The 21,542-nt window shown below is 57.2% G+C and carries 20 protein-coding genes; 10 read left to right on the top strand and 10 right to left on the bottom strand.

The features are described from left to right. Nucleotides 1–31: 31 nt before the first annotated feature. Both asr and V7Q49_RS06055 read left to right on the top strand, forming a co-directional pair. Complete coding sequence (gene asr, locus V7Q49_RS06050; RefSeq protein ID WP_333849837.1) at nt 32–424, top strand: acid resistance repetitive basic protein Asr; 393 nt, start codon at nt 32–34, stop codon at nt 422–424. Between the two features lie 279 nt (nt 425–703). Beyond that, nucleotides 704–1,528, top strand: coding sequence for a trypsin-like serine peptidase (locus tag V7Q49_RS06055; RefSeq protein ID WP_333849838.1), 825 nt, complete (start codon nt 704–706; stop codon nt 1,526–1,528). Nucleotide 1,529: 1 nt separating this feature from the next. On the opposite strand, the gene V7Q49_RS06060 is transcribed toward V7Q49_RS06055, so the two are convergent. From V7Q49_RS06060 to V7Q49_RS23510, 4 genes are all read right to left on the bottom strand, one after another. After that, nucleotides 1,530–3,692 carry a bifunctional diguanylate cyclase/phosphodiesterase gene (locus V7Q49_RS06060; RefSeq protein ID WP_333849839.1) on the bottom strand — a complete coding sequence of 721 codons (2,163 nt, stop codon included), beginning with the start codon at nt 3,690–3,692 and terminating at the stop codon, nt 1,530–1,532. 86 nt (nt 3,693–3,778) lie between these two features. Further along, nucleotides 3,779–4,108, bottom strand: coding sequence for a multidrug/spermidine efflux SMR transporter subunit MdtI (gene mdtI, locus V7Q49_RS06065; protein ID WP_333849840.1), 330 nt, complete (start codon nt 4,106–4,108; stop codon nt 3,779–3,781). Next, complete coding sequence (mdtJ, locus tag V7Q49_RS06070; protein WP_333849841.1) at nt 4,095–4,457, bottom strand: multidrug/spermidine efflux SMR transporter subunit MdtJ; 363 nt, start codon at nt 4,455–4,457, stop codon at nt 4,095–4,097. Before mdtJ ends, mdtI begins: the two co-directional genes overlap by 14 nt. A gap of 114 nt (nt 4,458–4,571) precedes the next feature. Further along, nucleotides 4,572–4,739: a protein YdgV gene (locus V7Q49_RS23510; RefSeq protein WP_434737706.1), complete on the bottom strand. Its 168-nt coding sequence runs from the start codon at nt 4,737–4,739 to the stop codon at nt 4,572–4,574. 134 nt (nt 4,740–4,873) lie between these two features. Between V7Q49_RS23510 and V7Q49_RS06075 the strand changes: the two genes are divergently transcribed. Continuing rightward, nucleotides 4,874–5,911 carry an AI-2E family transporter gene (locus V7Q49_RS06075; RefSeq protein WP_333849842.1) on the top strand — a complete coding sequence of 346 codons (1,038 nt, stop codon included), beginning with the start codon at nt 4,874–4,876 and terminating at the stop codon, nt 5,909–5,911. Here the strand turns inward: V7Q49_RS06075 and V7Q49_RS06080 are convergent. The 3 genes from V7Q49_RS06080 to V7Q49_RS06090 form a co-directional block, all read right to left on the bottom strand. After that, a complete protein-coding gene (locus V7Q49_RS06080) occupies nt 5,908–6,864 on the bottom strand; it encodes a zinc-dependent alcohol dehydrogenase family protein (RefSeq protein ID WP_333849843.1) in 957 nt (318 codons plus the stop codon). The two genes, V7Q49_RS06075 and V7Q49_RS06080, sit on opposite strands and share 4 nt — an antisense overlap. A 2-nt stretch (nt 6,865–6,866) precedes the next feature. Continuing rightward, entirely contained in the window at nt 6,867–7,430 is a 564-nt protein-coding gene (smrA, locus tag V7Q49_RS06085) for a DNA endonuclease SmrA (RefSeq protein WP_333849844.1), read from the bottom strand. Nucleotides 7,431–7,774: 344 nt separating this feature from the next. After that, nucleotides 7,775–8,683, bottom strand: coding sequence for a LysR family transcriptional regulator (locus tag V7Q49_RS06090; protein ID WP_333849847.1), 909 nt, complete (start codon nt 8,681–8,683; stop codon nt 7,775–7,777). A gap of 175 nt (nt 8,684–8,858) precedes the next feature. On the opposite strand from V7Q49_RS06090, the gene V7Q49_RS06095 reads away from it, so the two are divergent. From V7Q49_RS06095 to uspE, 6 genes are all read left to right on the top strand, one after another. Further along, complete coding sequence (locus V7Q49_RS06095) at nt 8,859–10,169, top strand: M20 family metallo-hydrolase (protein ID WP_333849848.1); 1,311 nt, start codon at nt 8,859–8,861, stop codon at nt 10,167–10,169. After that, the gene (locus V7Q49_RS06100) at nt 10,169–11,614 is read left to right on the top strand and encodes a M20 family metallopeptidase (RefSeq protein ID WP_333849849.1); all 1,446 of its coding nucleotides are present in this window, start codon (nt 10,169–10,171) and stop codon (nt 11,612–11,614) included. The genes V7Q49_RS06095 and V7Q49_RS06100 overlap by 1 nt, the downstream gene beginning before the upstream one ends. A 36-nt stretch (nt 11,615–11,650) precedes the next feature. After that, nucleotides 11,651–13,177 (top strand): p-aminobenzoyl-glutamate transporter, encoded by a 1,527-nt coding sequence (gene abgT / locus V7Q49_RS06105; protein ID WP_333849850.1) that lies wholly within the window; start codon nt 11,651–11,653, stop codon nt 13,175–13,177. Nucleotides 13,178–13,188: 11 nt separating this feature from the next. After that, on the top strand, nt 13,189–13,704 hold the full coding sequence (gene ogt, locus V7Q49_RS06110) for a methylated-DNA--[protein]-cysteine S-methyltransferase (protein WP_106993761.1): 516 nt from the start codon (nt 13,189–13,191) through the stop codon (nt 13,702–13,704). Nucleotides 13,705–13,886: 182 nt separating this feature from the next. Further along, the gene (fnr, locus tag V7Q49_RS06115; RefSeq protein ID WP_333849851.1) at nt 13,887–14,639 is read left to right on the top strand and encodes a fumarate/nitrate reduction transcriptional regulator Fnr; all 753 of its coding nucleotides are present in this window, start codon (nt 13,887–13,889) and stop codon (nt 14,637–14,639) included. Nucleotides 14,640–14,776: 137 nt separating this feature from the next. Beyond that, nucleotides 14,777–15,724, top strand: coding sequence for a universal stress protein UspE (gene uspE / locus V7Q49_RS06120; RefSeq protein WP_333849852.1), 948 nt, complete (start codon nt 14,777–14,779; stop codon nt 15,722–15,724). A gap of 35 nt (nt 15,725–15,759) precedes the next feature. Here uspE and V7Q49_RS06125 read toward each other — a convergent pair whose 3' ends face one another. From V7Q49_RS06125 to pntA, 3 genes are all read right to left on the bottom strand, one after another. After that, entirely contained in the window at nt 15,760–16,875 is a 1,116-nt protein-coding gene (locus V7Q49_RS06125) for a mechanosensitive ion channel family protein (protein WP_333849853.1), read from the bottom strand. Nucleotides 16,876–16,985: 110 nt separating this feature from the next. Then, a complete protein-coding gene (gene pntB, locus V7Q49_RS06130) occupies nt 16,986–18,374 on the bottom strand; it encodes a Re/Si-specific NAD(P)(+) transhydrogenase subunit beta (RefSeq protein ID WP_333849854.1) in 1,389 nt (462 codons plus the stop codon). A 10-nt stretch (nt 18,375–18,384) separates the two neighbouring features. Continuing rightward, a complete protein-coding gene (gene pntA, locus V7Q49_RS06135) occupies nt 18,385–19,914 on the bottom strand; it encodes a Re/Si-specific NAD(P)(+) transhydrogenase subunit alpha (RefSeq protein ID WP_333849855.1) in 1,530 nt (509 codons plus the stop codon). 536 nt (nt 19,915–20,450) lie between these two features. On the opposite strand from pntA, the gene ydgH reads away from it, so the two are divergent. Further along, nucleotides 20,451–21,404: a DUF1471 family protein YdgH gene (gene ydgH / locus V7Q49_RS06140; RefSeq protein ID WP_333849856.1), complete on the top strand. Its 954-nt coding sequence runs from the start codon at nt 20,451–20,453 to the stop codon at nt 21,402–21,404. Nucleotides 21,405–21,542: the final 138 nt, after the last annotated feature.

Here is a 21,542-nt window from a genome sequence, read left to right on the forward strand (position 1 = left end):
TAATTGAAAAACCAAATTCGAGGGTAGGATGATGAATAAAGTATTAGCTCTGGTTGTTGCCGCTGCAATGGGTCTGTCTTCTGCTGCATTTGCTGCTGACACCGCCACCACCACCGCGGCACCAGCTGCAACCGCGACCACCACCACCGCAGCACCGGCTGCGAAAACCGTGCACCACAAAAAACACAAAAAAGCTGCCGTACAGAAAGCTCAGGCTGCTAAAAAGCACCACAAAAAAGCTGTGAAGAAAGAAGAAGCTGCACCAGTAGCCCAGAAAGCTCAGGCAGCCAAAAAGCATCACAAAAAAGACGTGAAAAAAGCAGAAGCCGCTCCGGTAGCCCAGAAAGCCCAGGCCGCTAAAAAACACCACAAAAAACCAGTGAAACACGAAGCTGCAGCCCCGGCAGCGAAACCGGCTGCATAAGCCGCCTTACCTTAACGTGCCCGGACGGGCACGTTGGTCCCCGGCGCTGAACCGGCAAGGTTGCAGCGCCGTTTTTTTATCCGGAGGGCGTTATGTTTCAGCGCTATCGGTTTGAGTTCATTCTCATCACGCTTATTTTATGCGCACTTGTCGCCAGTGTGTTTTATATTTCCTGAGTGTAGCACGCTGATTTTACTCCCACTTTCGCGCTGTCCCGTCTATAGTTAATAACCAGGGTTCATATTTAATAATCATAATTATCCCCCTTCAGAGTGTGATATGCGTAAATCTGTTGTGGTTGTACTGGGAACGTTTTTTCTCTTTTCTGGGCTTAGTCATGCGGACGATGGCGTAGACGACACGGCGAACACCAAAAAAGAGGTACAAACGCTGTTTTTTGGTCATGACGACCGTACGCGTGTCGCCGATCCGTCCCGCTCGCCGTGGGATGCCATTGGCCAGCTGGAAACCGCCAGCGGGAATCTGTGTACTGCGACCCTCATCACCCCACAGCTGGCGCTGACCGCCGGCCACTGCCTGCTGGTGCCGCCGAACGGTAAACCGGATACCGCCGTGGCCCTGCGCTTTGTGTCGCAGAAAGGCAGCTGGCGCTATGAGATCCACGGTATTGAAGGGCGCGTCCCGGCGTCACTGGGTCGCCGGCTGAAGGCCGACGGCGATGGCTGGATCGTGCCGCCATCGGCTGCCTCCTGGGATTTTGGGCTGGTGGTGCTGCGTAATCCGCCATCGGGGATCACTCCGCTGCCGTTGTTTACCGGCGATAAAGACGCCCTGACTGCCGCCCTGAAAGAGGCCGACCGCAAAGTGAACCAGGCGGGCTATCCGGAAGATCATCTCGACGTGCTCTATACCCATCAGGACTGCATCGTCACCGGCTGGGCGCAAACCGGCGTGCTGTCGCATCAGTGCGATACCCTGCCCGGCGACAGCGGCTCGCCGCTGATGCTGAAAACCGCCGAAGGCTGGCAGGTCATCGGCGTACAGAGCTCCGCTCCGGCGGCGAAAGATCGCTGGCGGGCTGATAACCGCGCCCTGTCGATCACCGGTTTTCGTGACAAGCTGGAAGAGCTGGCTCAGCAGTGATTTAACAGTGGCGCTGCTGACGTAGCGCCATAATCGCCTCTATCGGCATCGGCTGGCTGTACCAGAAGCCCTGCAGCTGATCGCAGCCCGCCAGCCGCAGCAGTTTCATCTGTTTCTCGTTCTCCACCCCTTCGGCCACTACGGTCATCCCGAGGGCGCTGGCGATGCGCACCGTGCCGCTGACCAGCGCCGAAGCCTGCTCGTCATGATCCACCAGCCCGGCCAGCGACTTATCGATCTTGATGGTGTCGAAGTTAAAGCGCCTGAGATAGCCGATGCTCGAGTAGCCGGTACCAAAATCATCCAGCGCCACGGCGATCCCCTGCGCTCTGAGATTGTTGATGGCAGCACGCGCGCGTTCGGGATTTTCCAGCACGTAGGTTTCAGTCACCTCCAGCTGCAGGCGCGTGGCCGGGAAGCGGCTGACGTCGAGAGCGCCCTCCACTTTGGCCTCAAACTCCGGGTCGCGGAACTGCGCGGGCGAGATATTGACCGACAGTTTGAGATCCGCGTAAGGCTCGAGATCCTGACAGGCCCGGCGCAGGACAAACTGCCCCAGGGCATAAATCAGCCCGCTGGTCTCGGCGATGGTGATAAACACGTCGGGTGAAAGCGGCCCTTCCGGGCGTCGCGGCCAGCGCACCAGCGCCTCCACGCTGACCATCTTCTGGCTGCGCGCATCGATGATTGGCTGATACCAGACGTCAAACTCGTCGCGCTCAAGGCCGCTGCGGATCTGGCTCTCAATCGCCACCTGGCGCTCACGGACGCTGTTCAGCTCCGTATCATAGTGCGTCACCCGCCCCTTGCCGGTGATTTTGGAGTGGTACATGGCGATGTCGGCGCGACGGAACAGCTCCGAGCTCGGGCACTCCACCAGGGTGCCGCTGGCTATCCCGATGCTGGCGCCAATATGAATGGTGCGCTCCCCGACGCGGATCGCATCATGGAGATAATCAAGAACAAAGCCCGCAAAGGCCGAGGCCAGCGCTTCGGCGTTGTCTCCGCCGATGGTCATGGCAAACTCATCCCCGCCCATGCGGGCCAGCATGCCGTCTTTCGGCACGTTATCGCGTAACGCGCCAGCGATGATGACGATCAGCTCATCGCCCACCTCGTGGCCGTAGATATCATTGACGTCTTTAAAACCGTCAAGGTCGATAAAGACCACGCTTTTGCGATCGGTATCGCCGCGCAGGCTCACCCGCTCCAGCTCTTCAATCAGCGCCCGCCGGTTAGGTAAATGGCTGAGCCAGTCGGTGCGCGCCACCTTTCGCGCCAGGTGCTCGCCGCGCGCCAGTTTATACAGCCCCACGCAGCTGAAGAGGATGAACAGCAGAATCAGCGCCGCGGTGAACAGCACGATCTGGGTGATATCCAGCGAGGCGGCTTTCGCCGCGGCAGCGCCCGGCAGGCGCGGCGTCCACGACAGATACCCCAGCACCTCGCCCGAGGAGCTTTTAAGCGGCACGTTAACGTCGCCGATCCGCTCCGGGGTAAAGGTCAGATCGTCGATCTGAAAGGTGTTGCCCAGATCGCGCAAAATTTGTGGGTTGATGTGACGGGTAATGACCAGAAAGCGGCGGGCATTGTCCCCCGCCTGCAGGCTGCCAATCGTCGGGCGGATCAGCCCCACGCCCACGAAGGCAATCCCCGCGCGGGTGCGGGTGATCCCGGCGTAAATGTTTTTATCCGACTGGAGGGCGTTGGAATGCAGCAGGATCAGCGACTTTAAGCCGTCGCCAAAAAAATCGAGGTTTTTTTCCGCAAATGGCTGGCTTTTAAACGATCCCCACAGTACCCGAAAGCGTTCGTCGAGAACAAAAGTGCCGTCATACAGGTTATTGACCTTATAGCCCGCCCCCCAGGTGTTGTAGAGCCAGTCCACGTCCAGCGCCGGGCGATAGGCTTCGCGCACCGCGTCATCCCAGACGGCATTATCAATCACCAGCGACCAGACCCGGTTAATCGAGGTCTGAACGGCACCCTGCACCGAGAGGGCCGTGCGCTGCTCGTCGATTTCATTGGCTTTACTGCTGATGAGGTTCAGCGAGAGGTACAGCAGGGTGACAACCGAGAAGATTAAGCCGATCCCTGCCATAAAGATCATGACAAACAGGGTTTTCGCAGAAGGGATTTTACGCCAGCTTAAAGGGGTATGCATTCATTCCTCGTCCTTTTCAATGCCCTCAGACTAAGCGTAATACAGGTCATGAATTTCGCTGCCTGTAATGACAGGCAGCGACGTTATCAGGCCAGTTTTATCATTATCATTCCGGCGAGCAGCAGCAGCAGGCCAATCCAGCCCTTCCGGTTCAATCGTTGGCCAAACAGGATCCAGCCCGCCGCCAGCGTCGCCGCAATCCCGAAGCCGCCCCACAGGGCATAGGCCACCGATAGCTCAATGCCTTTAACCGCCTGCGACAGGGCGCTGAACGCGCCGAGTACCGCAGCTATCGACAGCAGGCCGTAGGTTTTGCGACGAAAACCGTCGGAAAACTTCAGCAGCACGTTGGCGACAATTTCCAGGACGATCGCCAGCGCCAGCCAGGCGCCATGAATCCACTCAAACTGTGGCATGGGTCACCTCCTTGCGCTGTTTTGCCGGTTTGCGGGTGCCGGATTTAATGAATATTATTCCCGCGACCAGCGTCGTCAGTCCCGCCATTTTCATCAGCGACAGCGACTCATCAAACAGTAAAACGCTAAAAAGGGTGATTAAGAAAATACCTACCCCTTCCCATAATGCGTACGCCACGCCCAGGGCTATTTTTTTAACCGCAAACGACAAGAAAATATAGGACAGGGCAATCATCGACAGCATTAAAATATAGCCGCTGTGACCACCGCTGACGCTGGCCCATTTCATGGAAAGGGTGCCGGTTATTTCAGCAACGATAGCAAGGGCTAAGAGGATCCAGTAAAACATGTTTTTCTCCTGCTTGAGAATATAATCCTTCGCGGCTCGCCAGTGATGGCAGCCGGGTAAATACGAATGAAAAATCAGCCGGGCGCAATGCGCCAGCTCAGGCAGAGAGAGGGTCTACAGCGCGGTGCGCCAGTGTTGCTCGCCAGACAGCAGGCAAAAAGAGGAGAGTAAAACAGAAAGATTTGAAAAATACGTTCTGAACAGATTGTCCATAAAATTACAATTATCTGCGGTGTTGCTTCTCGTCAGTGCAGATGAAAATTGTCTCCGGTAGTTAAACACAGCTGATTTTTACCATAAGCCAGGATTTTACTCAAAGCCTTTTCATTTCTTTACCCTCGCCGTTTGCGTTTGGTTAATTTATTAAAATCTCCTTGCCGTTAGAATATATAAAAAGGACGGTATCAGGAGCCAGCATGGCCAAACCCATTATTACCCTCAACGGATTAAAAATTGTCATTATGCTTGGCATGCTGGTGATTGTGCTGGCGGGGATCCGCGTTGCGGCGGATATTATTGTGCCCTTTATTCTGGCGCTGTTTATCGCCGTGGTGCTGCACCCGCTGGTGCGGCGTCTGGTGCGCCTGCGTCTTCCGCGGGTGCTGGCGATCACCTTGCCAATCCTGCTTATCGTGGTCTTCATGGCGCTGCTGGTGGCCTATCTGGGCACCTCGCTGAACGAGCTGGCGCGCACCCTGCCGCACTACCGATCCTCGCTGGCCGTGCCGCTGCTGCATCTGGAACCCTGGCTGCAGCGGGCCGGGATTGAAGTGTCGATGGAGGAGCTGCTGAAGTATATCGATCCCAATGCCGCCATGACGCTGGTCACCGCCCTGCTGGCGCAGCTCTCCAGTGCCATGACCGCCATCTTCTTACTGCTGCTGACCGTGGTGTTTATGCTGCTGGAGGTGCCGCAGCTGCCGGCGAAGCTCCAGCCGCTGATGTCCCGCCCGGTGGAAGGTATGGCCGCCATTCAGCGCGCCCTCGACAGCGTCTCGCACTATCTGGTGTTGAAGACCGCCATCAGCCTGGTGACCGGGCTGGTGGTCTGGGGGATGCTGGCGGCGCTGGAGGTCCGGTTCGCCTTTGTCTGGGCCCTGCTGGCCTTTGCCCTGAACTATATCCCCAACATCGGATCGGTGCTGGCGGCCATCCCGCCCATTGCCCAGGTGCTGGTGTTCAGCGGCTTTTACCCGGCGCTGGTGCTGCTGGCGGGGTATCTGATCATCAACCTGATCTTCGGCAACATCCTCGAGCCACGGCTGATGGGGCGCGGGCTGGGCCTCTCCACGCTGGTGGTGTTCCTGTCGCTGATCTTCTGGGGCTGGCTGCTGGGGCCGGTGGGGATGCTGCTGTCGGTGCCGCTGACCATTATCGTCAAGATTGCCCTGGAGCAGACCTCCGGCGGCAAAAGCATTGCGCTGCTACTCAGTGATATGAGCCGAGCGAACTAAGCTTTATCGCGGGTAAAGTCCAGCAGCGGTTTGTGGGTTCGCCCCGCCTGGCGGTAGTCGGCCAGTGCTGATTGCCAGGCGCTAAAGGGCAACAGAAGGGTGTCGCTGTACTGGCTCTCAGCCAGCAGCGGCCAGATTTCGTTAAACGCCGCCTGCCACGCCTGCGGGGGGAGCGCAGCGAAATGGTTACGAATATGGAACCAGTGCATCGGCGGGAAGTGACGTTGTAACGAAAAAGGCTGGCCGGAGAGCAATCCGTAGCAGATAAACGCCGCGCTGCTGCGCATTGCACTCAGGAGGGTCTGCGCCAGCTCGCCCCCGGTGGCGTCATAGACGATATCGCTGGTCGCAGCGAGGGCGCGCACGCTGGCGCTGTCCTGCTGCGCAACCGGAACGATCCCCATCGCCCACAGCCTGTCGGCATGGATCGCCGAGCGATGAATGCCGTACACCTCCGTTGCGCCACGCCGTTGCGCCCACTGCCCGAGCAGAATGGCGCAGTCCGACCCGGCGGCAGTCAGCAGCACCCGTTTACCCTGCACAGGCCAGAGGTTGAGCATCAGCCAGGCCGCCAGCGGGTTGATAAACGCCCGCGCCGCCAGGGTGGTCTCAATGGCATCGGGGACCGGGATCGCCACCGCCACCGGGCAATCAACAACCTGCTGCCATGTGCCTTCTCCGCGCAGGGGCAACACCCGCTGACCCAGCAGATGAGTAGCATCGTCCGGGGCGGCAATCACCCGCCCCACGCCCTCATAACCTGCAATAGCGGGCAAGGTGATGCGATGACGGTAAGCGCCGGTAATGGGGATCAGATCCGAGGCATTGACCGGGGAGAGCAGCATCTGCACCCGCAGCATTCCCGGCTGCAGCGGGGATTTTGTTGCAGTCTCGCGCTGCAGAACAGACTCGGGTTCGCCAAACTGGCGATAGCATAAGGCGGTGTTTTCCATGATCAACGGCTGCGTTTGGCCAACCGCTCGCGGGTTTCAAGCTTCGCCTCGCTGGACTTGCGCAGCGCCACATAACAGGCCCCGCTGCCGCCGTGGTGCGGTTGGGCGGCGCAAAACGCCTGCACCGCCTCGAACTCCGTCAGCCAGCGCGCCAGATAGCTGCGCACAATGTTGGCGTGCGACTTATCGTCGCGCCCTTTACCGTGAATGATGATCAGGTTACGTAAGCCGTCGCGTTCCGCCTGGTTGATAAAGGTAAACAGCTGCTGGCGGCACTGCTCAACGGGCTGACGCAACAAGGTCAGGCTCGCCTGGCGGGGGTATTTACCCGAGCGCAGCTTATCGAAGACTCCCACCTGCACGCCTTCCCGCTGAAACGCCAGCGGCTCAGCCAGGGGAATGATATCCAGAAAGCCGGTGGTGAGAAAGTTATCGAGTTGGCTGGTGTCTACAGGCTGGCGGGTGCGCGGGCCTGAGGCAGGCTGCCAGTGGACGTCAGCGCAACGCCTGAGCGGCTGGACATCTTCCATCGCGTCGAGAAAAAGCGATTTATCGTCTGGGTTCATGGCATCCTCCTGCTTAACTGACAGGGTACTATACCTGCCCCTTTCACGAGGCTCAATGCAGCCTTGCAGCTCCGTTGATCATTTCAAAAACAATAATTAATAAACTAAATTTAATTGAATGTGTATCCGGGCTAAAATAAATTTTTATTTTCGATTAACTTTATGACTTACATTAAATTTTTATGATCCCGTTACGTTAATTCCTTTATTTATCACTAAAAGATGTTATATATGAAGTTATCTGCACAATGGAAATAATAAGCAGAGATGCATGTGGAGCAATGCTGTGTGTACTGTGGAGTCTGTTGATGTCGACGGGCTCCATTTTTTTATCTGTCTGCTGCTCAATAAATAACCTGCCGGGCCTGTCGTCTGAATTGTGTGATTAATGCGGTGGTTAAGGGAGTTTGTCGGGAATCCCTTCTTTGAATAAGGTAATAGGTCGCTTTCGGTAACGACTCTTTTACCGGCAACATCACCAGCCTGTTGGCCAGCAGCGGGTCGCAGCCCAGCTCCTGCGGGAGTATGCTGATAAAATCACTCTGCGCCACCAGACTAATACAGGACGAAAAGGTTTCACATACCACGCCAATATGAGGGATCTGATCCCGGTGGGAAAACATCTCTTCAAGCTGCTTATAATAACTCCCTCGCGGCGTCGGCATCGTCCAGCTATATTTTAGTAATTCATTAATTGACTCAGCACCTATTGCCGGATGGTTTGCCCGACAAAATATCGCAAAAGGCTTCTCAAACAATTTTTCGAACGTGAATTCATGATCATACGGCCCCTGGTAATAGGTATTGATGGTAAAATCAAGTTCCCCCTGGCGTAATTCATTAATCATCGAAACTAATTGCCCTTCCATAATACGCACCTTGACCTGCGGGTGCTGCTGATGGAAACGGTTAATGACCGCAGGCATTAACAGGCGGGCAATGCTGGCCCCCATGCCGATATTTATTTGCCCGGCCTGCTGGCCCTGCCGCTGGCGAATGTCGTCTTGGGCGCTGCGGAGCTCTTCGAGGATCAGCCTGGCATGCTGGTAAAAACTCTCCCCACACTCGGTTAAGGTCACCCCTTTGCTGCGGCGGATAAACAGCTGTGCCGCAATGCCCTCCTCCAGCTCTTTAATCGATTTGGTTAACGCCGGTTGCGACAGGCTAAGTGCCCGGCCCGCCCCGCGAATGCTTCCCTGCTGCGCCACTTCCACAAAGGCCCGCAGCTGATGAAATTTTACCTGGAATGTCATGTCGGCACCGATAACCGTTGTTTATCAGAGTAAAGAAACTGTCATCTACTGTAATGGAATTGATTGTGCCAGGGTAAGCCACGAACGGTTAAATCTGTGAAAAAACGGTTAGTGATAAGTAAAAACTATCACAGTGTGAAGCAGTTCACATATTCTTATGATGACAGGAAACGATATGCATACACTGGCGCAGGACCTGCTAACCCTCTTCCCCCAGCTCACCGCATGGCGGCGCGACTTCCACCACTTTGCCGAGTCAGGCTGGGTGGAGTTCCGCACCGCGGCAAAGGTCGCAGAGGTGCTGGATCAACTGGGCTACGAACTGGCGATGGGCCGCGACGTGGTCGATGCTGACAGCCGGATGGGCCTGCCCGACGAGGCCACCCTGGCCCAGGCCTTTGCCCGCGCGCGTCAGCAGGGCGCCCCGGAAAAATGGCTCAGCGCCTTTGAGGGCGGTTTTACCGGCATTGTTGCCACGCTGAATACCGGCCGCCCGGGGGCGACCCTCGCGTTTCGGGTCGACATGGACGCGCTGGATCTGGATGAGTCGGTCCAGGATGATCATCTCCCTGTCCGGGAGGGCTTTGCCTCCTGCAACAGCGGCATGATGCATGCCTGCGCCCATGACGGCCATACCACTATTGGCCTCGGGCTGGCACACCTGCTGATGCAGTATCGCGCGCAGCTGAACGGCACCATCAAACTCATTTTCCAGCCTGCCGAAGAGGGCACCCGCGGCGCGCGAGCCATGGTTGCCGCAGGCGCGCTCGACGGCGTGGACTACTTTACCGCCATCCACATTGGCACCGGCGTGCCGCCGGGCACCGTGATCTGCGGCAGCGATAACTTTATGGCCACCACCAAATTTGACGTGCGCTTCACTGGCGTGGCGGCGCACGCGGGCGGCAAACCCGAAGAGGGTCGCAATGCCCTGCTGGCCGCCGCTCAGGCCGCCATTGGCCTGCACAGCATCGCCCCGCACAGCGAAGGCGCGTCGCGGGTGAACGTCGGCGTGATGCAGGCGGGCAGCGGTCGTAACGTCGTTCCCGCCAGCGCGCTGCTGAAGGTCGAGACCCGCGGCGAGAGCGAGGCTATTAACCAGTACGTCTTCGAGCGTGCGAAAGCGGTGATCGACGGCGCGGCGGCAATGCACGGCGTCAGCACCGAGCTGCGTCTGATGGGCGCGGCAACCTCAAGCCAGCCCTCTCCGGCATGGGTCAACTATCTGCGCGAGCAGGCATCCCAGGTAGCCGGCGTTGAACAGGCCATCGACAAAGTGAAAGCCCCGGCCGGTTCGGAAGACGCCACCCTGATGATGGCCCGGGTTCAGCATAACGGTGGCCTCGCCTCCTATATGGTGTTTGGCACCACCCTCTCCGCCGGACATCACAATGAAAAATTCGATTTCGACGAGACGGTGATGCCGATCGCCATCGAAACCCTGGCGCGTATCGCGCTTAACTTCCCGTGGACGCGAGGTGTGTAATGCAAAGTATTTACCGTTTTGTTGAGGACGCCATCGACACCCGATGTCAGGACTTCACCGACATTGCCGATGAGATCTGGGATCACCCGGAGACCCGTTTTGAAGAGTTCTGGTCCGCCGAACGGCTGGCCAGCGCCCTGGAAGAAGCCGGTTTTAGCCTGACCCGCGAGGCCGGCGGCGTGCCGAACGCCTTTATCGCCAGCTACGGCGCGGGTAAACCGGTGATCGCTATTCTGGGGGAGTACGATGCTCTGGCAGGCCTGAGCCAGCAGGCGCACTGCGCTACCCCGCAAACCGACACGCCGGGGGCCAACGGTCACGGCTGCGGGCATAACCTGCTCGGCACCGCCGGGCTGGCGGCTGCGGTAGCAGCAAAGTCCTGGCTGGAGCAGCACGGCGCCAGCGGCACTCTGCGCTTTTATGGCTGCCCTGGGGAAGAAGGCGGATCCGGGAAAACCTTTATGGTGCGTGAAGGGCTGTTCGACGATGTGGACGCCGCGGTCACCTGGCATCCCGAAGCCTTCGCCGGGATGTTTAACGTCAGCACCTTAGCCAACATCCAGGCGGCGTGGCGTTTCCACGGCACCGCCGCCCATGCCGCTAACTCCCCGCATCTGGGGCGCAGCGCGCTGGACGCCGTCACCCTGATGACCACCGGCACCAATTTCCTGAACGAGCACATTATTGAAAAAGCCCGCGTTCACTACGCCATCACCGATACCGGCGGCATCTCGCCGAACGTGGTGCAGGCTCAGGCGGAAGTGCTGTATCTGATCCGCGCCCCGGAAATGGCCGATGCGCAGCAGATCTACGAGCGGATAGAAAAGATAGCTCAGGGTGCGGCGCTGATGACCGAAACCACCGTCGAACGCCGCTTCGATAAAGCCTGCTCCAGCTACCTGCCGAACCGCACCCTGGAGGCCGCCATGTACAGCGCCCTGCAGCATTACGGCACCCCGGCGTGGAGCGATGAGGAGCGCGCTTTTGCATCGGAGATCCGCGCCACCCTGACCGAAAACGATCTGCAAAACAGCCTGAAAAATATCGCCGCCACCGGCGGGGAAGACGGCAAGCAGTTTGCCCGTCGTCATCAGCAGCCCCTGCTGGTGGATGAGGTGGCCCCGTACGCCATCACCGATAACGTGCTGGCGGGCTCCACCGACGTAGGCGACGTGAGCTGGAAAATGCCCGTTGCCCAGTGCTTCAGCCCCTGCTTTACCGTGGGTACGCCGCTGCACACCTGGCAGCTGGTGGCTCAGGGCCGTACCTCTATCGCCCATAAAGGAATGCTGCTGGCCGGCAAAGTGATGGGGGCCACCGCGCTGGCATTGTTGCAGGATCCGGCCCTGCTGGCCGCCTGCCGCGAGGAGTTCACGCAGCAGATAAATGAAAAACCGTACGTTTGCCCGATCCCAGAAAACGTGACGCCGTCACCTTTAAAATAATAAAACACAACAACACAACACTCCCGAGGAACGCCCATGAGTATGTCGTCCATACCTTCGCATTCCCCATCCGGCAAGCTCTATGGTTGGGTTGAAAGGATCGGCAATAAAGTGCCGCACCCTTTCCTGCTGTTCATCTATTTGATTGTGATCCTGGCGGTGGCCACCGCCGTTCTGTCGGCCTTTAACGTCAGCGCCCGCAATCCGGCCGACGGCAGCCTGGTGGCGGTGAAAAACCTGCTCAGCGTCGAAGGATTGCACTGGTTTTTACCTAATGTGATTAAAAACTTCAGCGGATTTGCGCCGCTGGGGGCGATCCTGGCCCTGGTGCTGGGTGCCGGTCTGGCCGAACGTTCCGGCCTGCTGCCTGCCCTGATGGTGAAAATGGCGTCCCACGTCAGCGCGCGTTACGCCAGCTATATGGTGCTGTTTATCGCTTTCTTCAGCCATATCTCATCCGATGCCGCGCTGGTGATCATGCCGCCGATGGGGGCGCTGATCTTCCTCGCCGTCGGACGGCACCCGGTGGCGGGTCTGCTGGCAGCCATTGCCGGCGTCGGGTGTGGTTTTACCGCCAACCTGCTGATCGTCACCACCGACGTCCTGCTCTCCGGCATCAGCACCGAAGCGGCCAAAACCATTGATGCCGCGATGCACGTCAGCGTGATCGACAACTGGTACTTTATGGCCAGCTCGGTGATTGTGCTGACGATTGTCGGGGGGCTGATCACCGACAGGATCGTTGAGCCGCGTCTGGGCAAGTGGCAGGGCAGTAGCGATGAGAAGCTGGATGCTTTATCGCCGGAGCAGCGCCGCGGGCTGCGCGTTGCCGGGGTGGTATCGCTGCTGTTTATTGCTGCCATCGCCCTGATGGTGGTGCCGGAGAACGGGATTCTGCGCGATCCGGTGCAGCACACCGTGCTGCCTTCGCCGTTTATCAAAGGCATCGTGCCGCTGATCATCCTCTTCTTCTTCGTCGTCTCGCTGGCCTACGGCATTGCCACCGGGAAAGTGCGTCGCCAGGGCGATCTGCCCCAGCTGATGATTGAGCCGATGAAAGAGATGGCCGGGTTTATCGTGATGGTGTTCCCGCTGGCGCAGTTTGTCGCCATGTTTAACTGGAGCAACATGGGCAAGTTTATGGCGGTGGGTCTGACCGATCTGCTGGAAACTGCCGGACTGAGCGGCGTGCCTGCGTTCGTCGGCCTGGCGCTGCTCTCCTCCCTGCTGTGCATGTTTATCGCCAGCGGGTCCGCCATCTGGTCGATTCTGGCGCCTATCTTCGTGCCGATGTTTATGCTGCTCGGTTTCCACCCGGCGTTTGCGCAGATCCTGTTCCGCGTGGCGGATTCGTCGGTGATCCCGCTGGCCCCGGTGTCGCCGTTTGTGCCGCTGTTCTTAGGCTTCCTCCAGCGCTACAAGCCCGAGGCCAAACTGGGTACCTACTATTCGCTGGTGCTGCCGTATCCGCTTATCTTTTTAGGAGTATGGTTGGTCATGCTGGTGGCGTGGTATCTTGTCGGCCTGCCCATCGGGCCGGGAGTCTACCCGCGACTGAATTAAGGAAGAGCACCATGCTGAGATTACTCGAAGATAAAATTGCCACCCCGCTGGGGCCGCTGTGGGTCATTGCGGACGAGCAATTTAACCTGCGCGCCGTCGAGTGGGAGGAGCACAGCAACCGGATGGTGGAGCTGCTCAATATCCACTACCGGGCGCAGGGCTACGAGCGTATCAGCGCCAGCAATCCGGGCGGGCTTAGCGATAAGCTGGCCGCCTGGTTCGAGGGCGATCTCAGCATTATCGACACCCTGCCGACCGCCACGGCCGGCACCCCATTTCAGCGTGAAGTGTGGCAGGCGTTGCGATCCATTCCCTGCGGCCAGGTGATGCATTATGGTCAGCTGGCGGAGCAGCTGGGTCGACCGGGCGCCGCGCGGGCCGTCGGGGCCGCTAACGGGTCTAATCCGGTCAGTATTGTGGTGCCCTGCCACCGCGTCATTGGCCGCAACGGCACCCTGACAGGCTATGCGGGCGGCGTGCAGCGCAAGGAGTGGCTGCTGCGTCACGAAGGGTACCTGCTGCTGTAGATCCAGGCTTTTAGTGCTTAATTTTCCTTAGGTTAGTGATAAAATCCGCAGCTAATATGTGGAATTTCAAGAAGATGCTGGCGCATTCTCGGTTCTTGTCCTGATTGATGGTTTACCAGGCTTACGCAGGGTCCAAAAAGATGTTAAAATTGACCAATATCAATTAAGGCTTGAGCAAACCTATGATCCCGGAAAAGCGAATTATTCGACGCATTCAGTCTGGCGGTTGTGCTATCCATTGTCAGGACTGCAGCATCAGCCAGCTCTGTATCCCGTTTACCCTGAATGAGCACGAGCTTGATCAGCTTGATAATATTATCGAGCGTAAAAAGCCGATTCAGAAAGGGCAGACACTGTTTAAAGCGGGAGACGAACTGAAATCGCTGTACGCTATCCGCTCTGGCACCATCAAGAGCTATACCATCACCGAACAGGGCGACGAGCAGATCACCGGCTTCCACCTGGCGGGCGATCTGGTGGGCTTTGATGCGATCGGTACCGGTATCCACCCAAGCTTTGCGCAGGCGCTGGAAACCTCTATGGTTTGCGAAATCCCGTTTGAAACCCTGGACGATCTGTCAGGCAAAATGCCGAACCTGCGTCAGCAGATGATGCGTCTGATGAGCGGTGAGATCAAAGGCGACCAGGACATGATCCTGCTGCTGTCCAAAAAGAATGCTGAAGAGCGTCTGGCGGCGTTTATCTACAACCTGTCCCGCCGTTTCGCCGAGCGTGGTTTTTCACCGCGTGAGTTCCGTCTGACCATGACCCGTGGCGACATCGGTAACTACCTGGGCCTGACCGTGGAGACCATCAGCCGCCTGCTGGGTCGTTTCCAGAAAAGCGGTATGCTGGCAGTGAAAGGTAAATACATCACCATTGAAAACGGTGAAGCGCTGGCGGTGCTGGCGGGCCACGCGCGTAACGTGGCATAACCTCCCCAGAAATCTTCCTGCCAGATCGGTAATTTTACTGATTTATTGATCTGGCAAATCTTCCCCCCTGTTTCATTTCAGATATATAGGTTACTCTTTTACTTACAGACTGTGGTGACAGTAGTAAGGAGACCTGTATGGCAAAGTATCAAAACATGCTGGTGGCCATCGATCCTAATCAGGACGATCAACCGGCGTTACGACGAGCTGTCTATTTACATCAACGGATTGGTGGCAGAATAAAAGCGTTTCTGCCGATATATGACTTTTCTTACGAAATGACCACCCTTCTGTCGCCTGACGAACGCACCGCTATGCGTCAGGGAGTGATCAGCCAGCGTACCGCGTGGATCCGCGAGCAGGCAAAATTCTATCTTGAGGCCGGTGTCCCCATTGATATTAAAGTGGTGTGGCATAACCGTCCGTTTGAAGCCATCATCCAGGAAGTGGTGAGCGGCGAACACGATTTATTGCTGAAGATGGCCCACCAGCACGACAAGCTGGAAGCGGTGATCTTTACCCCGACCGACTGGCATCTGCTGCGTAAATGCCCGTGCCCGGTGTGGATGGTGAAAGACCAGCCGTGGCCGGAAGGCGGTAAAGCGGTGGTGGCGGTGAATCTCGCCAGCGAAGAGAACTACCACAACGCCCTGAACGAAAAGCTGGTGAAAGAGACCATTCAGCTGGCCGAGCAGGTCAACCATACCGAAGTCCACCTTGTTGGCGCCTACCCGATTACCCCAATTAATATTGCCATTGAGCTCCCGGAATTTGATCCCAGCGTCTATAACGACGCCATTCGCGGCCAGCATCTGCTGGCGATGAAAGCGCTGCGCCAAAAATTTGGTATTGATGAGAAGTTAACCCACGTCGAAAAAGGGCTGCCGGAAGAGGTGATCCCGGATCTGTCAGAACATCTGCAGGCGGGGATTGTGGTGTTGGGCACCATTGGCCGCACCGGTATTTCTGCCGCCTTCCTCGGCAACACCGCGGAACAGGTGATCGATCACCTGCGCTGCGACCTGCTGGTCATTAAACCGGACCAGTATCAAACTCCGGTTGAACTGGACGACGAAGACGATTAACAATGAGAAAGCCCGCCGTAACGGCGGGCTTTTTTTTAGCTCTCAATGGCAGGCTGAGGCGACTGTTGCGCGCCCTCGCCCTCTTTCATCCAGGGGGCATGCAGCACCATGCTCGGCAGGGCCAGTTTTACCCCCTCATCATTCAGGCTCTCCAGAATACGGATGTTGATCTCCTGCTGGATATCCATGTACTTGTTGTAATCCGCCGTATTAACAATATGCACCACTTCAAAGGTGAGACGGTCTTTGTCAAAGCCAAGCAGATGGGCACGGTCGAAGCGCGTTTCGCCAATGTCAGTGATGATCTTCTTCACGTTATCGCCAATAACCCGCAGCTTTTCCGGCGGTGTATCGCTGGCCACGCCAAAGGTAAAGACGATACGACGGGTCTGCATCCGCTTGTAGTTATGCAGCGTTTGCTGAAGCAGGATCGCATTACCACAGACAATCTGTTCTCCGCTCAGGCTGCGAATACGGGTTGTCTTGAGGCCGATATGTTCCACCGTCCCGGCAACGTCGTTAAACACCACAAAATCCCCGATCTCGAAGGGCTTGTCGAAGCCAATGGAGAGCGAGGCGAAGACGTCGCTGAGAATGGTCTGTACCGCCAGCGCGATGGCAATACCCCCCACCCCAAGGCTTGCCACCAGCGCCGTGATGTTGACGCCCGCGTTGGCAAGAATAGACAGCAGCATCACAGACCAGACAATTGCCCGCAGGATCATCCCGGTGATCACCAGGGTGACCGGGTTTTTATGGCTCCCCGGCGCCAGCATCACGTGCCGTAGCCAAGAGACCACTCCCTGATCCATCCACAGCGCCACCTGAATCGCCAGCACCAGGAACCAGGCGTGGCTCAGGGCACCGTAGAGGCGATCCGGCAGTTCGACAAAGCGCAGGCTAAACAGAAAGGCAACCACGAACAGCAGCACCCGGCTGGTTCTGTTGAGTATTTCGGTGAGGATAAAATGCATCTTGTGGGTGGCGGGATGTTTGTCACCCCAGTTAGTGATGCCCTTATGGACAAAGGTGATGAGGCGTTTCAGTAGCCAGTAGATCAGCATGGTGACCACCGTGACGGTGGCAAAGCCAATCCAGAATCTGGGGGTCATCATTAAGGTCAGAAAATCGAAATGTGACAAGAACTGCATTGTCCCTTCTCCCTTTACGCAAAAAAAGAAAGTATAGACAGTGAGCGTGGGCAGCCTGCATAAATGAGAAAACCGCCCAGAGGGCGGTTTTTTTTAAGTGCGTTGCCGGATTACAGCGCTTTCAGAATCGCATCCACGCTGGCCTTGGCATCGCCAAACAGCATGTGGGTGTTCTCTTTAAAGAACAGCGGGTTCTGCACGCCAGCGTAACCGGTGTTCATGGAGCGTTTGAAGACGATAACGTTCTGTGCCTTCCACACTTCCAGAACCGGCATACCGGCGATCGGGCTCTTCGGATCGTCCTGCGCGGCCGGGTTAACGGTGTCGTTCGCGCCAATCACCAGCACGGTGTCGGTGTCGGAGAAGTCGTCGTTGATCTCATCCATCTCCAGCACGATGTCGTAAGGCACTTTCGCTTCCGCCAGCAGCACGTTCATGTGGCCCGGCAGACGCCCGGCAACCGGGTGAATACCGAAGCGCACCTTGATGCCGCGAGCACGCAGACGCTCGGTGATTTCCGCAACCGGATACTGAGCCTGCGCGACCGCCATGCCGTAGCCCGGGGTGATGATCACCGTGTGGGAGTTTTTCAGCATATCAGCGGTATCTTCGGCGTTGATCTCGCGATGCTCACCTACCTCTTCGTCACCGTCGGAGGTTTGTCCGTCGGTACCAAAGCCCCCGGCAATCACGCTGATGAACGAGCGGTTCATCGCCTTACACATGATGTAGGAGAGGATCGCACCGCTGGAGCCCACCAGCGCACCGGTGACGATCAGCAGGTCGTTGCTCAGCATAAAGCCCGCTGCCGCCGCCGCCCAACCGGAGTAGGAGTTCAGCATCGAAACCACCACTGGCATATCTGCGCCACCGATGGAGGCCACCAGGTGCCAGCCGAAGGCCAGCGCGATGAGGGTCATCACCAGCAGCGCCAGCACCTGCATGCCAACGCTGTCGGTACGCACGAACACCACCAGCAGCACGAAGGAGACCACCAGCGCCGCCAGGTTCATCTTGTGACGGTTTGGCAGCATCAGCGGTTTAGAGGAGATCTTGCCGCGCAGCTTGCCGAACGCCACGATAGAACCGGTAAAGGTCACCGCACCGATGAAGATCCCGAGGAAAACTTCGGTCAGGTGGATGTTCACCAGAATCGGCTCCATCCCCGGCTCGTGGTACAGGTAGCTGTTAAAGCCGACCAGCACCGCCGCCAGACCGACGAAACTGTGCAGGATCGCGACCAGTTCCGGCATTTCGGTCATTTCAACGCGTTTGGCAAGACGGATACCAATCGCCCCGCCGATGATCATCGCCACCAGGATCCACGCGACGTTGCCGGTGTCCGGCCCGAAAATCGTGGCAATCAGCGCAATCGCCATCCCGGCGATACCAAAGTTGTTACCCTGCTGCGACGTTTCATGTTTTGAGAGCCCCGCGAGGCTGAAAATAAACAGGACCGCGGCAACAATGTATGCAGCTGTAACTAATCCTCCAGACATAGGTTACCCCTTATCCCTTACGAAACATTTTCAGCATGCGCTGAGTCACGGTGAAACCACCGAAAATATTGATACTGGCGATCAGTACCGCGATAAAGCTGAGGAAACTGACCCAGCCGCCGTGACCAATCTGCAGTAACGCCCCGACCACGATGATCCCGGAGATGGCGTTGGTGACCGACATCAGCGGCGTATGCAGCGCATGGGAGACGTTCCAGACCACGTAGTAACCCACCACGCAGGAGAGCGCGAAGACGGTGAAGTGACCGAGGAACTCTTTCGGGGCCACGTCTGCCAGCCAGCCGAACAGAATGATAGCCAGCGCCATAAAGGCAAACTTACGCCACGGCGAAGCCGGTTTTTCAGGCTCTTTTGGTGCCGGAGCGGCTTTGGCTGCCGCCTGCGGCTGCGCGGAGACCTGAATAGGAGGAGCCGGCCAGGTGATTTCGCCTTCGCGAACCACGGTCACGCCGCGCACGACCACGTCGTCAAAATCAACGGTGATGGTGCCGTCTTTCTCTTTGCACAGCAGCTTCAGCAGGTTGACCAGGTTGGTACCGTACAGCTGGGAGGACTGGGTCGGCAGACGGCCCGGCAGGTCGGTATAACCGATCACCTTCACGCCGTTAGCGGTCGTGGTCACCACGCCCGGGACGGTGTATTCGCAGTTGCCACCGTTTTGCGAGGCCAGATCGACGATCACGCTACCGGCCTTCATGGAGTCGACCATTTCACGGGTGATCAGCTTCGGTGCCGGTTTACCCGGGATCAGCGCGGTGGTGACAATAATGTCCACCTCTTTCGCCTGGGCGGCGAAAAGGGCCATCTCGGCTTTAATAAAGGCTTCGGACATCACTTTGGCATAGCCGTCGCCGCTGCCCGCCTCTTCTTTGAAGTCCAGCTCAAGGAACTCGGCGCCCATGCTCTGCACCTGCTCTTTTACTTCCGGACGGGTATCAAAGGCACGGACGATTGCGCCGAGGCTGTTAGCCGCGCCAATGGCGGCCAGACCGGCCACGCCTGCGCCGATCACCATCACCTTCGCCGGCGGGACTTTACCCGCCGCGGTGATCTGCCCGGTAAAGAAGCGACCAAATTCGTGGGCGGCTTCGACGATGGCGCGGTAGCCCGCGATATTCGCCATTGAGCTCAGGGCATCCAGCGACTGCGCACGCGAGATGCGCGGCACGGAGTCCATCGCCATCGCGGTGACGCCGCGCGCCGCCAGCTTCTCCATCAGCTCCGGGTTTTGTGCCGGCCAGACGAAGCTCACCAGCGTGGTGCCCGGATTGAGCAGTGCGATTTCATTCTCTTCCGGTGCGTTGACCTTCAGAATAATATCCGAATGCCAGACGTTCGCGCCATCTACAATTTCTGCGCCAGCCTGAATAAACGCCTCGTCATCGAAACTTGCCAGCTTGCCTGCGCCGCTTTCAACCGCGACGGTAAAACCCAGTTTGAGCAGCTGCTCCACCGTTTTTGGTGTCGCTGCTACGCGGGTTTCATTGGCAAACCGTTCTCTTGGTACCCCAATACGCATAGTAATCCCTTCCATCGGTTTTTGATGATGGTTTGTCGAACATTCATCACGGGTATACGCTCGCAGCGGCATGTCATAACCTGCTACTCACGTTTACCCGCAGAAAATAAAACAGTAACAAACTTTCTATAACCTACTGAAAATACCGCCTGTGATCCACAGCAAGAAAACACTATTTATGACTTTAACTGTCAAAAATAAGCGATCGGCGTCTCAGACAGGCATATCTGCCGTTATTTCCCCGCCAGGGCCGATGTTTAGCTCAGACGAAGCGGCAAAAACACGATATAGCCCCAGCCAGAAACAACTTATTAACATTAAATCAACTTGTGAAAGTCATATGCTTTATCAGTTTTACTGGTCAAACGCGTGTTTTTTCAACATATCACTAAAGGTTATATATTTTGCCAACTTGCTTCGCACCCGCGGCAAAAAATGCCGCAGACAGCGATGGGTGTTAAATGCAATAATCGTCAACGTTTTCAAATTAACAACTACACCAGTACCTGGTTTGCGTAAGGCGAAGGATTATTTTTATGAAGCTTAAGAACTCTCTCCTGGCGTCCGCACTCCTTGCTGCGACCGCCCTGTCTGCCAATGCCGCGACAGAGTTAACGCCGGAGCAAGCGGCTGCAACGAAACCTTACGATCGCGTTATGATCGTAGGTCGTTTTAACGCAATTGGCGATGCGGTTGCCGCCGCCTCCAAACGCGCCGATAAAGAGGGCGCTGCTGCATTTTACGTCGTGGATAACTCCGATTACGGCGACAGCGGTAACCAGCGCGTGATCGTTGCGCTGTATAAAGAGAATGCCCCGAAAGCGGATGAGCAAAAAAACCGCGTGATCAACGGCGTGACGGAGCTGCCGAAAGAGCAGGCCGTTCTGCTTGAGCCGTACGATACCGTCTCCGTCCAGGGCTTCTACCGCAGCCAGCCGGATGTGAACGAAGCCATCACCAAAGCCGCGAAGGCGAAAGGGGCTGATTCTTACTACATCGTTCGTCAGATTGATGCTAACGATGGCGGCAACCAGCGCATCACCGCCTATATCTACAAAAAAGACGCCAAAAAACGTGTCCTGCAGAGCCCGGATGCGATCCCGGCTAACTCTGACGCCGGCCGCGCGGCCGTCGCCAAAGGCGGCGAAGAAGCGAAAAAAGTGGAAATCCCGGGCGTGGCCACCAGCGCCGCACCAGGTGCCTCCGTTGCCGGCGTGGGTCGTTTCTTCGAAACCCAGACCACCAAAGGCGGCCGTTACAGCGTGACCCTGACCGACGGCACTAAAATAGAAGAGCTGAACAACGCCACTGCTGCGCAGATGGTGCCGTTCGACAGCATCAAGTTCACCGGTAACTACGCCAACATGACCGAAGTCTCCTACCAGGTGGCGAAGCGTGCGGCGAAGAAAGGGGCCAAGTATTACCACATCACCCGCCAGTGGCAGGAACGTGGTAATAACATGACCATCAGCGCCGACCTGTACAAATAAGTAAACAGTGGCTCAAAGGCGGCCTGGTGCCGCCTCTTTTTTGGCTTTTTACGCAGAATTCAGCCCTTCCTCATTGCATGCCTTCGTGACACTCCGTAAAATCCCGCGCCTTAGTGTGATCCACCATTTTTATGCGCT

Source organism: Leclercia sp., assembly GCF_036780805.1.
Classification (GTDB): domain Bacteria; phylum Pseudomonadota; class Gammaproteobacteria; order Enterobacterales; family Enterobacteriaceae; genus Enterobacter.